This is a genomic window from Calditrichota bacterium (assembly GCA_013112635.1).
In the GTDB taxonomy this organism is placed as follows: Bacteria; Calditrichota; Calditrichia; order Calditrichales; family J004; genus JABFGF01.
In genome coordinates, this window is sequence record JABFGF010000004.1 from 23,104 (window position 1) to 38,675 (window position 15,572).

Below are 15,572 nucleotides of genomic sequence, written 5' to 3' on the forward strand. Positions count from 1 at the left end.
AATTAAGTAGGTACATTAACCGGGAGCTATTATGCGTGTTTTTACTCTTCTCTTCCTACTTCCCATCATCTTTTCTAATGTTTTTGCAAATGGTGTTGCAATTGTAGACTCCAAGACCGGGAGCTACCTCCAACTTATTAGCAGCAAAGTTGAGGTTACAGTTGAAAACCAGGTTGCAGTTGTTACAACTACACAAGAATTTATAAATCATTTTGACGAGGAAAAGCGTATCAAATTTGGCTTTCCCCTTGCCGAAGGGGCCAGTGCTATCGAACTTCTTTATGAAATTGATAGTCAATGGTACAAGGCAAATTTTAGCCCAACTCCTCAAGATACATCTTTGCCCGGATCAGGCGGAGGAGAAATTGATTATGGTCTAAAAAATTACATGGGCGAAACCCCGCTTTATTTTAACCTTGATTATCCGGTAAAAAAAGATTCGATCTTAACAATGCGTTTGAAATATGTTCAGCTCTTATCTTATGAATTTGGCAATGTAAGTTTTTCATATGCGAATGATTATTCTTCATTACAGGATGGATTTCTTTATAACCAGGAGCTGAATTTCACCCTTAAATCTGAGCGGACTATTACCCTTGTAAACTTACTAAACCTGACACCTGACCTTCTTTTTAATGATGGCCACTCAGCAAACATCGAATATAAAAAAGCTGAAAGTGTTGCAGATTTTGACTATAACGTTGAATACTCTTTAAGCCTTGATGAGCTTGGATTGTTTAGCATGAGCACTTTTTTGGCAGATTCCACTGTGCCTGATGAATATGGTAATGGCTTTTTCACTTTTATTGTTGAACCAGACCCAAGCGATAATACTACAACGATCGACAAAGTTTTTACATTTATTGTAGATCGGTCCGGCTCTATGAGTGGTAACAAAATAGTTCAGGCACGTGATGCTGCCACATTCATTGTTGAAAACTTAAATGAAGGCGATAAATTTAATATCGTTGATTTTAGCGGATCGGTTACAAATTTTCGGGATCAACATGTTGCATACAATCCGGAGAACGAATCAGCAGCCCTGGATTATATTGGAACAATTAAAGCCTCGGGATCAACAAATATTTCCGGCTCTTTTGAAAAAGCAATCCCACAATTTTCAAGTGCAAATGATTCTACAGCTAATATTATTATCTTTTTTACAGATGGAAATGCTACAAGTGGAACAACCACAACTAATGGAATTTTGGAGATTGTAAAAAATCTGCAAACACAAAATGAAACAGAAGTATCCATCTTTACTTTTGGCATTGGTGCGGATGTAAATAAGCAGCTTCTTACTCGCCTTGCTGCTGAGAATAATGGCTTTGCTGAGTTCTTAGGTGCTGATGAACTTGAAGAGCGGATAACAAATTTTTATCTGACCATCCGCAATCCGGTGCTGTTAAATACAGAATTGACATTTGAGCCCGCTATAGTTTCTGAAACTTATCCACGCGAATTACCAAACTTGTATAAAGGTCAGCAGCTTCTGATAAACGGACGCTATAAAGAAGCACAGACAATTGCTGTCACCTTATCGGGCGAAACGTTTGGAAAAAAAGTGGCATATCAATATGACATGAGTTTGACCGATTCGATTATTCACAAAAATCAATTTCTTACCAAGATTTGGGCAAAGACCAAAATTGAACATCTACTTGTCCAGTATTATAGTCTGACTGAGGGCAGCTCGCAGGCATTAGCTATAAAGGAAGATGTGATTTTATTGAGTATGGAATATGGTGTACTTAGTCCATTTACAAGTTTTAGCGAAGGCGATCCTGTTGGCGACCCTTCAACCGGACTTGAAGAATTGGCTTCTGAAAAAAATGGAAATATTCCAAAAACATTTGAAGTATTGGGCAATTATCCAAACCCGTTTAACCCGACAACCCAAATTCGAATTAAAGTTAATGCCGAAATACATCAAACAATTAGTATCAGGATTTACAACGCACTTGGGCAGCTGGTTAAAACAATTTTGCTTAATATCAATGGAACAGGAATTTATGAAGCACACTGGGATGGAACATTGTCAAACGGTTTGGCAGCACCCACGGGAAACTACTACTTTATCGTGGATTTTGGCAATGGTTTGTCAGGTGGAAAAATGACTCTGTTGAAATAATGACATAATAAAGACCTTCGAGGTTGTAAGCGGTAACCTCGAAGGTCACTTTGAATAAAACCCCTTAGCTGGGGCAGATGGGAAGCACCGCGGATGGGTCGGTCCGCGGTTTTTCTAAAAAAATGTTCTTTCAAAATATGTTGGTCCAAAACAGCCCGCAAGGGCAACCCGATAACGGGCTCACGCTTCAATCGTGCCAAACTTTTTTATTAGAGAGTTTACCCCCTCATTGAATATAAGTTTGGTGCTGATTGAAGCGTTTTTTCTTCTTCCTTATTTTACGATATGTCTGCTTTTAAATACGTAAAAAAGGTTGTGCTTATACAGTTAAAATTCTTTGAACGATGTTCTTAAATCAACTGGTTTTAAAAGAAAGCCCTCACCTCAGCTTGGCCCGTCTGGATAATTTCATCAAAACCGGCTTCATCCCGTCCACTGTAAAGGAAAGTAAAAAGAATATTTTTAGAAACCGTATATTCCGCCCTCAGCTGCCATTTTTTGCTGATGCCCTCTTTCTTGCCACGAGCCATTTCGTACGGAACAACCTGGTTTAAAGGATTTGATGTCGGAGTTACTACCTGATATTCAAAATCGGCAGTGATGCGCCCTTTGCCGGCAAGCACATAATTTGCCTGTGATTTGCCAATGGCAAACCAGAGATCCAGCGGATAATTGGCTGCCTTATTTTCTTCCTGTCCATATTCTGCTGTAAAGCGAAATTCCCAACTTTGAAAAGGACGATAAGATATTTTTTGTGAAAGAAAAAGCGCATCGATATCCCGGTTACGGGTTATGTTGGCTTTGCTGTCTCTTTTTGTCGATTTCTGGCGAACCTCGCTTTGGCTTTTAACAATCGAGCTGATTCTCCAATCGGTGCGGAAACCACGCTCAATGGTCAGTCTGTCTTCATTTTCATCCGCATCAAGAAACTGGTTAAAAAGATCATCACGATACCTGTATAAAAGCCGGAAGTTTAACGTCCGGTTTCGTTTCATTAAATAAATATCCTGATCATAAACCAGGCTGCCACGCAAGGTTAGCCCTTTTTGAAATTTGGTCAGGTTCAACAAATAAATAGCTGCTAAATCCTCTTCCTGTGTTTCCTCCTCCAGGCGAAAATAACTGCTGCCGCTGATATTGCCAATCAAAGTTTGCCAGGCACCTTTTGGTTTGCGCCAATAACGGGATGGATCATAATTCAATCTCAAAGCGGATTCAAGTTTTGTTACCGGTTCAAACTTTCCGCTGGGCAAAATAAATAGTACAAAATCTCCATCCGGATCAGGCACATATTCCTGTAAATCATCATCGAAACGATAATTGCCTCGACCTTGGTTTACTTTAATATAAACCTTTTCCCGCAGGGCCGTTTGCTCTGTAGAAATTCGATATTGCAGATTGGCACTGATAGCTTTCTTCCAACGGGAATGGGAAATGCGCAGCTCAGCAAGATTGGTTTTACGGTCCTGCCAAACCGTATCCTGAACCGCAGCATCGGCATATAATAATTTTACGGAATCACTTTTAATTTCTTCAAATCGCGCACTATAGTTTTTTTTGCGTTGAACAATTTCCAGGCTGGCGGTTGTTTCTTTTACATTTTTCAGCTCCAGCTTTATACGGTTTGTATTTGTTGTAGATTGGTTTACAAGGCTGCCATCATTTTCAGTATCGTAAACTTTGTAATTTCTCTGGTTAACCTGGGCAAAACCGTTAAAATATTCCCAATTAATCAATCCAAGACTGGCACCAAAATCATCAAAAAGAAAACCGCTCAAAACAGAAAGCCGGTCACTACGCCGTTTTTCAAATTGATATAAAAACTGTGGCTGGAATTTCCACACATCTTTCAAAACCATACCATTAACACGCTGCCAACGATTGTTCAAATTAAGCTCAGACAATTCACTTGCGACAGACTCATATCGCCAATTTGTTTTAAACCAGTTTTTGCGGTCAAAATTTAACGATGATGAATACCTGTCAGATTTCAGTTTGTCTTTCTCCAGGTTCCCTAAACTAAAACCAAGCCCCAAGCCTGGAAACGGTCTGTAGGCCGTACTAAACTGGATACTCTTTTCTTCATTATTTGTTGAGGTTTCCTGCAATACATTCCAGTATCGTTGAAAATCCGGATTATTAAAACGGTCTACCGATTGGAAATTTCTGTCAATAATTCGGGTGTTGAAAACAAAATCCATCTCACCAATATTCAAATCAAACAGATCGGGTTTAAGCATTTTTGCTTTGGCAGCTATCGAAATTGCATTGCCCGTATTATCCCCATTTTGCAGTTTGGAAAAAGAATTTCTATCCAAATCGCTTATCGCATATTCTGACGAAATAGAAATATTTTGGACAGGTTTCCATTCCAAAGTAAAATCGGCTAACTGATGTGTTTGAGGTAAAGGAATTAATTTGATAGGCATATAATCACCTTTCTTAACTCCGGCACTATTTTCCCCAACCCAGCTGTACTGCCCTAACCGGTCCCTCACATAATCACCTAAACCACTTCCAACATAGGTAAAGGTTACATTATAATCTCCAAACGAAGCACCCTTGTACTCAAAAATTGAAAACGTTACCGCATTTGCAATGGTATCCTTTTTTGAATAATGGCCATTACCATCACCAACAAATACATCTCCCGCAACTGAAGCTTTTTGAAAATCATCACCTGCCAATTTAAGGATGTTTTTTTCATCTTTGGTCAGGTCGTCTTCTTCACCAACAGCCTGATCAATATTATCCTTTTCCTGGTAATAGCTAACCTTGTAATTCAATTTATTCTCAAACAATTTTCCGCCAAATATACCGCTTAACGCACTTCTGCTATATTTCTGGATTGCAGGAAAATATTCAAAATCTATTTCTATCCGCGATTCGCTTGTTACCAGCCGGTTATTCGTAAAAGTGATTTGACCATTTGCATATTCAATAATATAATCATTGCTTTCGCCCCTTAGCATTTGCTGGCCGTTTATCCAAATACGTTCTGTTCCTGCAAGGACAATTATTTCCCTCTCTCCGTCTTTTCCTGTTAATTGATACGGGCCCTGGTTTCCTTCCTGGCCGATAAAAGTTACCCGGTTAAAAAAACCTCGTGTTGTTGCAACCGTTGCGCCAGCAAATTGATTTTTGTATTTGCCAAGCAGGCTTATACCCTGCAATTTACGGGAGAGATTACCAAACTGGGTATTATTGTATTTCAAATTCAGATCGCCAACCGTGCCATCAACATAAGGGGATTTAAACTGGATAAAAACCTGGTCTACTTCATCAAGAGTTTGAGTATTTCCTTCGGGTTGTATTGGTGTCGATTCGTCAGTTAACGCCGCAATAATTTCAATATCATCCGAAAGCTGACCGCTCAACTCAAGGTTTAAACCGGAGTTTAAAGTCAAATCTCGGTTTGTACCAATATTTACTCCGCGCATAATACTACCACTTTTTCTCAACCCACTCCCAAAATCGTCAAAAGGATTTTCAAAAGTTGACGGTAAAATACGGACTTGTCTTTTTTTTCGTTTGGTTGAGTCATCCTCTTGTATCTGCAAAGTGTCTTTTTTAAAAAGCGAATAACTCTCTTTAAGGTTAAAAGGCAATCTTCTATAACTAATCAATAACGTATCTCCAAATTTGGGTTCCGGATAAAAGCGGATTGTTTTGGGAGATGAAAATTTATAATCACTGATTTCACTTAAAGAAAGCTTATTCTTTTTTATTCTCAGTGATTGTTTTATAAAAAGATGGCGTGAAGGAAATTGGTATTCAAATTTATCTGATTTAACAATTATTAAGGAATCAATTTGCCAACGGCTTTTAATTGTTTCCTGAGCTGGCAATGTTTGGCAAATAATAAACAGAAAAATATAGAAGAATGGGAGATTATATTTTTGCTTAAAAGTCAATGTGTTTCCAAAAATAAGTTTTCAGTTTCCCGGAAGATAGTTCGGGCATATAACAGAAATTTTACCAAATCAGTTTTCTTTATCAGATGGAGATTTTTCGTTTTCGATTCTACCAATTATGATTTCATTTTTATCTAATACATACAGAAAATTTTTATTATCCCTTGAAACCGAAGCAACATCCTGCGGTGCTTTAAATCCTGCTGGGAAACTAATTTGTGAAATTGAACTTAAATCATTTCTAATAAAGAAAACCTTACCAGCAACCGGATCAGCAACATAGATATTATTGCGGTTGTCAATTTCAATCCCAGCCGGCTCCTTGAATTCATCAAATTCTATTTTTTGAATAAAGTTTCCAAAAAGATCGAAAATAAGTATTGCGGCGCCACCGCTATCGCTAACTAAAAGTTTGTCAGCTCCCCAAAGATCGATTTGCCATGGCCTGTCCAGCTCACCTTCTCCCGAATCAAATTTCCCAAAGGAGTGCTCTGCTGTTCCATCACGTTTAAATTTAATTATCTTAAAATCATCATGATCAAGAACAAACAAATCATTTTGAGAGCTTACCGCACAACTTGCAACTTCAAAAAACTGAAAATCACTGTCCTCACCTTCATTACTCGCCATACTGTTTATAAAATTCATATTTCTGTCGTAGCGCTGTAAACGGCGATTGTTGTAATCTGACACATAAATATTTATAACGGAATTAACCCAAATATCTTGAGGAGCATCGAATTGATCATCTTTAAAACCAAATCCACCTATACTTTTCAAATGCTGTCCGGATAGGTCAAAAAGTTGAATACGGTTATTGCCGGTATCCACAACATAAACAATGTTTTCTTTGGAAATACTAATTGCAAGTGGGTTGTTAAAAAGACCACCATCCATGCCGGCTCCACCAAAACGACCAAGCTCGTTAAATGTTTGTGAAAAAGAAACTGAAAAAATGAGAGAGAAAACAAAAAATTTTAACTTCACAATTACCCTTTCATAAAAAGTTTAAAAATGTAGTGGAAGTCAATGAGATATTCAAGGGAAGAAAATGGATGCCTCTTGGGGTCTTAATAAAAAAAAAGGCCATAACTATTGTAGCTACGGCCTAAACTTTTGAGTGGGGGAGTCAAAAGTTGTCTAGTTTTTTGTGTAGACGCTAACTTGTTTTTTTGAGCGACCTTTTCGTTCAAACTGAACAACACCGTCGATCATTGCAAAAAGTGTATCATCGCCACCTTTACCAACATTTTCTCCCGGATGGATTCTTGTTCCACGTTGACGTACAATAATTGAACCTGCTGTAACATTTTGACCGCCATAAGCTTTTACACCAAGCATTTTAGGATTACTGTCGCGGCCGTTTCGTGAACTACCAACACCTTTCTTATGGGCCATTTATGCCTCCTTTTTATCTGCTTTTGGCTTAGCGGGAGCCTTAGGTTTTGCTGCCGCTTTTGGTTTTGTTGTTGTTTTAGGTTTTACAGTTGTTTTAGCTTTAGGAGCAGCTGTTTCCTTTTTAGCTGTAGTAGCTTTTGCCTTTGGGGCAACTTTAGGTTTTGGTTCTACTTTTGCTTTAGCCTCCGCCTTTGGTTTTGCTTCTGCTTTCGGTTTTGCTGCAACTTTTGGTTTAGAAACTGAACCAGCACCAATTTTGTCTACTAAAATAAGAGAAAAGTCTTGGCGGTGACCATTTTTAACACGGTACCCTTTACGACGTTTCTTTTTAAATACTACAATTTTCTTTTCGCGGCCATGCTCTAAAACAGTAGCAGATACTTTAACTTTATCTACTTTTGGCGCGCCAATTGTCAATTTTCCATTTGCATCATTAAATGCCAAAACATTGTCAAACTCGACTTTTTTGCCACTCTCAGTTTGCAGCAACGGAACGCGTAACCGGGTTTTTTCTTCAACACGGAATTGTTTTCCGGCTATTTCAACTATCGCATACATTCTGTATTGCTCCTGAATAAAAATTTATGTTTATAAAAAACGAGCATTTAATTTAAAGCTATGATAACAACTTATCAAGTAAATTTTCTGAATATTTTCGATTTATCTTACCTTTATGCTGCCGTTTTTTCATCCAGCTTGATTTGTCTTTTATTTTTAGCATCAAAAACCTCAAACTCACCTATTTCAAGCTTTTGATCTTTTACAACTGCAATCTTCATCCAGTATTTCCACATAAGTCTCAATCGCTTATTATAATGCCCTTTATTCAAATATGTATAAACATCCGGAGTGACCCGAAGTGAAATTCTGCGGTCACCTTTTGTAGAGCGATATCGTTGAATCCAACGTTCCATTCTGGATACAGTTGTGGCAATTGTTGGCACTAAGCCTGATCCTACACATTTTTTGCATGGCTCGTACATAGAAAGAATAACTTCCGGACGTACGCGTTGTCTGGTCATTTCGATTAAACCAAACCGGCTCATAGGCTCTATTTTTGTTATGGCCCTGTCTTTTGCAAACTCTTTACGCAGCTCAAGAAATATTTTTTTCTTGTTTTCAGCTTCCAATACATCAATAAAGTCGATAATTATAAGTCCACCAAAATCACGAAGGCGTGCTTGTCTTGCAATTTCTCTTGCTGCCTCCAGGTTGATTTTAAGGGAATTACTTTCATGATCTTTTTTGCCAATAAACTTTCCACTATTAACATCAATGGATATTAATGCCTCAGTTGGCTCGATAATTACATATCCACCATTCTTAATCCAAACTTTTGAATCCATCATTTTGTCAATTTCCGGCTCAACTGCAAAATGATCAAAAATAGGCTCTTTTTCTTTATAGTAGCCAACCTTATGAACCAGGTGAGGCGCTACATATTTTACATAGGATGAAATTTCCTTAAGCATTTTACGAGAGTCTACCGTAACCTGTGTTACATCAGATGTAAACAAATCCCTTATAATGCTCGATGCCATTGACATATCTTTGTAAATTAAAGATGGCGATTCCTGTGTTTGAATGGACTGCTCCATTTTACGCCAGGTTGTAAGCAAATCGTTCATATCTTTTTTTAATTCTTTGTCTGATTTGCCTTCAGCGACTGTTCGTATAATCAACCCAAAATTATTTGGGATAATACTACGTGCAATATCCTTTAATCTTTTCCGTTCTTTCTGATTATAAATTTTACGAGAAATCCCAACATGTTTATGGTTAGGGATCAAGACAACAAAGCGCCCAGGCACAGTTATCTCGCTGGTAACACGGCATCCTTTTGTACTAATAGGTTCCTTAACAATCTGTACAAGAATGTCATGCCCTTTTTTTAAATCTCTTTCAACGCTAAAATCATATCTGCGTCTTCGTTTTTGATTTTGCTCTTTGTCATCATTTTTCTTAAAAAAGTCGCGATACCCGGAATCTACATCTGAAAAATGTAAAAATGCATTCTGCTGGTGACCAATATCAATAAAGGCTGCCTGCATACCCGGAAGTACACGGCTAACTTTGCCCTTATAAATATCGCCAACCATTCGTTCGTGTTCCGGCGCTTCTACAAACAATTCAACAACTTTGCTCTCTTCACGCAAAACAATACGTGTTTCTTCATTTGTAGAGTTTATTATAATATCTTTGCTCATCTGCAAATGTCCTTTATATTTAATATATATAATTAAAAAAGGACAAAATGAACCTATTTATGGGGAAATTGCAGTGTGTGTCTTTTTAGACGGGGAGTTTCGGCTTTTTGAAATTATGTTTGTTTTTTACTTTTATTAATACTACAAGTGTCATAGTACTTATAGTCTTGTCTTTTAATAAAAGCTGTTCTGATTTTATTATTAGCCGTTTTCTAAACTGTTGTTTATTTGCCGGTAAGAACCGGTACAAATTTTAAATTGTATTAATCATGTTTAATTATCGGAGAAATCAATTCTCACTGATTGATACTGCAATAATAAACGTGATATGGGGATGTATAAAATACTATCCAAACAAATAATTTTTTCCTGCTTTCCCACAGAATCTTAGCTCACTAAGTCTTTGTCCTTTTCAAAAATGTGTTTTGTGTTAAAATCCTCCTTTTTTTTCTTCAAATCGTACTATAGCTAATATTCTTTATTTATAACTTATTTTAAATCTTAGAAAGCGCGTAACTTACTTAAGAAGTAAAGATTAAGCAAACTTCTCTAAGTCAGAAAACTATCCTGTGAAAAAGAAGCAATTTGATTATTGTTTTTTGAAAAATAAAAGACTATATTGTCTTTTATAGATTAAGACTAATCAGTCTTAATTAAAATCCACAAACAAAAACTTTTACAATTACTAGTTATTAACCAACATGAGGTGAAGTATGTTATCAAAGAAACAAGCTAAAGTTTTTTTTCTCGGTGGCACATTCTTTTTCCTAATTATCTTTTTTGGATTAACTGTTGATACGCTTGTTTATGGCGTTCCAGAATACACCAATGCTGATAAGATTACCGAAGAAGTAAAACTTGGCAGAGAGCTATGGGACTCGAACAATTGTATGGGATGCCACACAATTATGGGTGAAGGCGCTTATTATGCACCAGAACTAACCAAAGTGTATGAACGCCGCGGACCGGAATATATTAAGGCTACTTTTAATTTTCCCGGAGGGTGGCAGCCCCATGGAAGAAGAATGGTTGAATACAAATTTACAGAAGAGGAAAAAGAGGCTCTCGTTGCCTTTTTTGAGTGGGTCAACCACACTGATCTTAATGGTTTTCCACCAAAACCAAAATACAAGAACTAAAACTTAAAAAAGGTAAAATTATGAAATTCAAATCACAAAAAGTTGCCTATTATTTTTTCGCATTAAGTATGTTACTTTTTATTTTGCAGATTGTATATGGATTTATTATGGGTTTTGCCCATATGGGTTTTGATGTTTTGCATGACTTTGTCCCATTTAATGCGGCCACTGCAACCCATAAAAACCTCTTAGTTGTTTGGCTCCTTTCCGGTTTTATGGGAGCTGCATATTTTATTATTCCAGATGAATCAGACACAGAACTTTTTTCAGTTCCGCTTGCATTAGTACAATTCTACAGTTTTGCCTTTGTTGGTGTTGTTGCTGTTGTTGGATTTCACATCGGCTGGTTCGAAGGAAGGAAATTCTTAGAAATTCCGCGTCCCTTGGATTACCTTGTGGCATTGAACGCAATCGTCTTCTTGATCAACATAGTCCTAACCATTTTTAAAGGAAAAAAACACAGCACTACATCCTGGGTTTTAACAGCCGGACTAATATTTGTTGCCCTTCTGTATCTCCCCGGAATGGTGTGGTTCGACAACCATACTGTTGATTCGTTTTTCCGCTGGTGGGTTGTTCACCTTTGGGTAGAAGGTGTTTGGGAATTAGTAATGGGCGGTATTTTAGCTTATCTGCTAATTAAACTTACAGGCGTTGACCGTGAAGTTATTGAAAAATGGCTTTACGTTATTATTGGCCTGACTTTCCTTTCCGGAATTTTAGGAACCGGCCACCATTACTATTTTATTGGTGTACCAAAATATTGGTTAATTATTGGTGGTATTTTCTCAGCTTTAGAACCATTGGCCTTTTTAGCAATGACATTATTTGCCATACGCATGTACAACAAAGGAAACAAAAAACATCCTAACAAATTGGCAATTTACTGGACTTTAAGTACAGCTATCGTAGCATTTATCGGAGCGGGTTTATTAGGATTAGCCCACACTTTGCCTGCAGTTAATCTTTATACACATGGAACATTAGTTACTGCAATGCATGGCCACCTTGCTTTCTGGGGTGCATATGCTTCAATCGTTTTAGCAATTATCAGTTATGCCATGCCACTAATGACAGGCAGAAAAATATTTAATAACAACACCGGTCATCTGGCATTTTGGCTATCAAACATTGGTATGGTTGCTATGACATCCGCATTTGCGGCAGCCGGAGTTGCACAGGTTTATTTGGAACGAATTATTGGTTTGGATTTCATGCTTTCACAGATTGAAATACAACCTCACTTTTTTGTATTAATTTTAGCCGCTTCTTTATTTACGACAGGCGTTATTTTATACATTGTCAATTTTATCAAATTTGGTATGCCAAACGATGAAGCCTTGACAGAAGGTGAAGAATTTAAAGCACTCCAGACAAACTAATCTTAAAGAATAATGGAATAAAAAAGTTTCTTCCGGGTTTAACAGGAAGAAACTTTTTTTATTTACAGTAAAGAGAATTTTAATGACTTTAGAAAAAGAACCATTTTATAAAACCGTTGGTAAAGAAAGCGAAGTTTTCGAACATGCCTACAATAACAGGCTTCCTCTTTTATTAAAAGGCCCTACAGGAACCGGAAAATCAAGATTTGTGGAATATATGAGTTACAAATTAAACAAGCCTTTGACTACTATTGCTTGTCATGAAGAAACCTCTGCAACAGATTTGTTAGGACGCTTTATTATTAAAGGTGCAGAAACGACCTGGATTGACGGGCCTTTGACCAAAGCACTTAAAAACGGCGAAGTGTTGTACATGGACGAAATTGCTGAAGCACGTCCCGATGTAATTGTGGCCATTCATCCGTTGACAGACCATAGGCGTGAAATATATCTTGATAAAATTGGGGAAACGGTGAAGGCACATCCTGATTTTATGTTTATTTCTTCATTTAATCCCGGATACCAAAAAGGTTTTAAAGAACTTAAACCATCAACCCGCCAGCGTTTTGTTTCACTTTCTTTCGATTATCCGGACCCAAAACTTGAAGAAGAAATCCTTGTTGGTGAAACAGGTATTGAAACAGACATCGCAGGAAAACTGGTTAAAATTGGCAATAAAATCCGTAACCTTACAGAACTTGGATTAACCGAAACCGTTTCTACACGGCTGCTGGTTGGTGCTGCAAAATTAATTCACAGCGGGCTACCAAAACGTCTTTCTGTAGAGGTTGCTGTCGTTGAACCTTTATCCGATGATCCTGATATTTTGGAAGCTTTAAAGGATCTATCCGGACTAATGATTTAAGAAATATTATGGAATTTGATCAGCTTCTTTTTCAGAAAATATATAATTTTTTTAGCAAGAAAACAGAAAATGCAAACCAGGCATTTAAGGTAGAATTAAATACTATTTCTCCAAAACTCACAATTCTCGGGCGTGCCATAACGGGAGCCCCAATAAACATTTTGGCTTCTGAGCGTGAAGGTGGCTGGCAGGGAAATTCGTTTTATTTACCAAAGTCTGTTTCGCTATACAATCAAAACGAATTGAACATAAACTTATATATTTTCCGTTTATTTTATTTACAAACTCAAAAAAAACTCAACTTAAACTGGCCGTCTGAAAAAATCTCTTCTATTGTTGAGTCACAAAAAGAAGCCGAGCGACAATCACCAAAAATACTTAAAAGCTTGTTTGAAGAGTTCCCTTTGATTGAACCCATCTACGCAGAATTGAAAAAAAATTTCCCTGCAGAGCCTGTGAAAAACGGGAAAGAACCAAAACAAGACTTCTCCTGGCTATTTGGCCGATGGATGAAGAACATTTCAAATTTTGATAATGAAGATAAACTAAAGAACCTAAATAAAGACGCTGCAAGAACAGAATCCATTAATCCCAAAACAGTAATCCAGGCTCAAAAGGCAGATGAGGTTGAAATTGTCCATGTGGATAAGAAGGCCCAGGAAGATTACATGCTGACAAACAATTTTGAAAAGATTGATACAGTGGATGAGTTTGACGGGGTTTGGCGTGATTTTGATGGGGATGACTCTCTGGAAGAAGATTTGGAAGCACTCCAGGAGTATAATTTAAAACATATGGTGCGCGTTGATGACCCTGTACATTCTGTGTATCAGGCAGACTTTGTTAATAATGCCTCCGTTGCTGAAAGTGTAGCTCTTGAAGATAAAAATTATCACCTGGTATATCCGGAGTGGGATTATAAAAAACGGCAATACGATGAAGACTATTGTAAAGTCTATCCAAAAAAATTAACGAACATTGATAATAAATACTTTCTAAAAACGATTGAGCAAAACCGCGCATTGCTAATTCAGCTAAAGAAAACATTTGCCCAGCTAAATAATAAATGGGAGCAAAGCAGAAGGCAGGTTGTAGGTGATTCGATTGATATTGATGCAGCTACAGATTTATTTACAGACATTAAAGCTCATCGTACCCCAGACGAACGAATCTATACAAAAAAAAGAAAAGAGGCGAAAGAGCTTTCTCTTCTATTTTTGCTAGATTTAAGTCTTTCCAGTGATGCATACGCCAAAGGCAATCGTATAATTGATGTGGAAAAACAAATCTCAATTCTTTTTGGAGAGGTGCTAAATGAATATGCAATTGATTTTCAAATTGATGGCTTCTACTCCAAAACACGAAATAATACATCTTATATAACCCTAAAAGCATTTAACGAACCCTGGCAAAAGGCACGTACCAAAATTGGCGGTGCTGAGGCTACAGGATACACGCGTATTGGGCCGGCAATTCGCCACGCAACATCTATTTTGGAAAAAAATCATCACAGAAAAAGGTGGTTGATTCTGCTTTCCGATGGCAAGCCAAACGACTATGATAAATATGAAGGAAAACACGGCGTTGAAGATATTAAGCAATCCTTAAGGGAAATGCGCGTAAAAGGAATTAACAATTTTGCCTTTGCAATAGAAGAACAGGCAAAATACTATCTTCCCCAAATGTTCGGAGAAAACCATTACAACATCCTAACCAGCCCTGTTGAATTACTGAATTCTCTTACAAAATTATATGACAGGATTGAACATAGCTAAAAATGGAAACCACTGTTCAAAAAGAAAATTATAAAAATATCTTTTATCCTCCGGGCGGCATATTAATCTGGATGATTATTACCCTGGAAGTTCTCACTTTTGCCATAGCACTGTTTGCGTTTGCTATCCAAAGGATAGATAACCTGGAGATGTTTAATTCTTCCCGGCAGCAACTAAATATCCTGATAGGAACAATAAATACAATTGTTTTATTGAGCAGTGGTTTTTTTATGGCAGAATCTCTGCACAAATTAAAAAAAGGGGAAAACAAAAAAAGTCAGTTTCGAATGATAGCTGCAATAGCTTTGGGAACAGTTTTTCTGGTATTAAAAGCAATTGAATTCAATACAAAAATTGAACAGGGAATTGGTCTTGAACACAATTTATTTTTTACTTTTTATTGGTTGCTTACCGGTTTCCACTTTATCCATGTTTTTATTGGATTAATAATTTTAATTTATCTTTTTATAAAAATAAAAAACGGTTACTATAACAAAGAAAACTATTTTGATGTAGAAACAGGTGGCGCATTCTGGCATATGTGTGATCTTATCTGGATGATGTTATTTCCCGTACTTTACCTTTTACATTGAACAATCAATAAGTATTATGAAATCAAATAAAATAACCTGGATAGTATTAGTAGTGTTAACCATTATCGGCTATCTTTTTTCAGATTCTTCATTTTCCGGAACGGGTCTGGCTCTGCTGATTCTATCACTTTATGGTCTAAAATTTTTAGGTATCGGTTTTCAGTATAT

The 15,572-nt window shown here is 37.1% G+C and carries 11 protein-coding genes; 6 read left to right on the forward strand and 5 right to left on the reverse strand.

The genetic code is table 11. From position 1 onward, the window contains the following. Positions 1-31 precede the first annotated feature (31 nt). Positions 32-2,131, forward strand: coding sequence for a VWA domain-containing protein (locus HND50_11720; protein ID NOG45898.1), 2,100 nt, complete (start codon positions 32-34; stop codon positions 2,129-2,131). Positions 2,132-2,496: 365 nt separating this feature from the next. On the opposite strand, the gene HND50_11725 is transcribed toward HND50_11720, so the two are convergent. The 5 genes from HND50_11725 to HND50_11745 all read right to left on the reverse strand — a co-directional run bounded on the left by HND50_11725 (position 2,497) and on the right by HND50_11745 (position 9,650). After that, positions 2,497-6,045 (reverse strand): hypothetical protein, encoded by a 3,549-nt coding sequence (locus HND50_11725; GenBank protein ID NOG45899.1) that lies wholly within the window; start codon positions 6,043-6,045, stop codon positions 2,497-2,499. Between the two features lie 69 nt (positions 6,046-6,114). After that, the gene (locus HND50_11730; protein NOG45900.1) at positions 6,115-7,032 is read right to left on the reverse strand and encodes a hypothetical protein; all 918 of its coding nucleotides are present in this window, start codon (positions 7,030-7,032) and stop codon (positions 6,115-6,117) included. A 153-nt stretch (positions 7,033-7,185) separates the two neighbouring features. Next, the gene (gene rpmA, locus HND50_11735; protein NOG45901.1) at positions 7,186-7,443 is read right to left on the reverse strand and encodes a 50S ribosomal protein L27; all 258 of its coding nucleotides are present in this window, start codon (positions 7,441-7,443) and stop codon (positions 7,186-7,188) included. Continuing rightward, a complete protein-coding gene (rplU, locus tag HND50_11740; GenBank protein NOG45902.1) occupies positions 7,444-8,001 on the reverse strand; it encodes a 50S ribosomal protein L21 in 558 nt (185 codons plus the stop codon). A 113-nt stretch (positions 8,002-8,114) separates the two neighbouring features. Then, positions 8,115-9,650, reverse strand: a complete 1,536-nt coding sequence (locus HND50_11745; protein ID NOG45903.1) for an Rne/Rng family ribonuclease — start codon at positions 9,648-9,650, stop codon at positions 8,115-8,117. 713 nt (positions 9,651-10,363) lie between these two features. Here HND50_11745 and HND50_11750 point away from each other — a divergent pair. The 5 genes from HND50_11750 to HND50_11770 all read left to right on the forward strand — a co-directional run bounded on the left by HND50_11750 (position 10,364) and on the right by HND50_11770 (position 15,404). Continuing rightward, positions 10,364-10,789: a cytochrome c gene (locus tag HND50_11750; GenBank protein ID NOG45904.1), complete on the forward strand. Its 426-nt coding sequence runs from the start codon at positions 10,364-10,366 to the stop codon at positions 10,787-10,789. Positions 10,790-10,809: 20 nt separating this feature from the next. Beyond that, entirely contained in the window at positions 10,810-12,171 is a 1,362-nt protein-coding gene (locus HND50_11755; GenBank protein ID NOG45905.1) for a nitric-oxide reductase large subunit, read from the forward strand. 82 nt (positions 12,172-12,253) lie between these two features. Beyond that, positions 12,254-13,036, forward strand: coding sequence for a CbbQ/NirQ/NorQ/GpvN family protein (locus tag HND50_11760; GenBank protein NOG45906.1), 783 nt, complete (start codon positions 12,254-12,256; stop codon positions 13,034-13,036). An 8-nt stretch (positions 13,037-13,044) separates the two neighbouring features. Next, entirely contained in the window at positions 13,045-14,811 is a 1,767-nt protein-coding gene (locus HND50_11765; protein NOG45907.1) for a VWA domain-containing protein, read from the forward strand. A gap of 2 nt (positions 14,812-14,813) precedes the next feature. Continuing rightward, the gene (locus HND50_11770) at positions 14,814-15,404 is read left to right on the forward strand and encodes a nitric oxide reductase (GenBank protein ID NOG45908.1); all 591 of its coding nucleotides are present in this window, start codon (positions 14,814-14,816) and stop codon (positions 15,402-15,404) included. Positions 15,405-15,572: the final 168 nt, after the last annotated feature.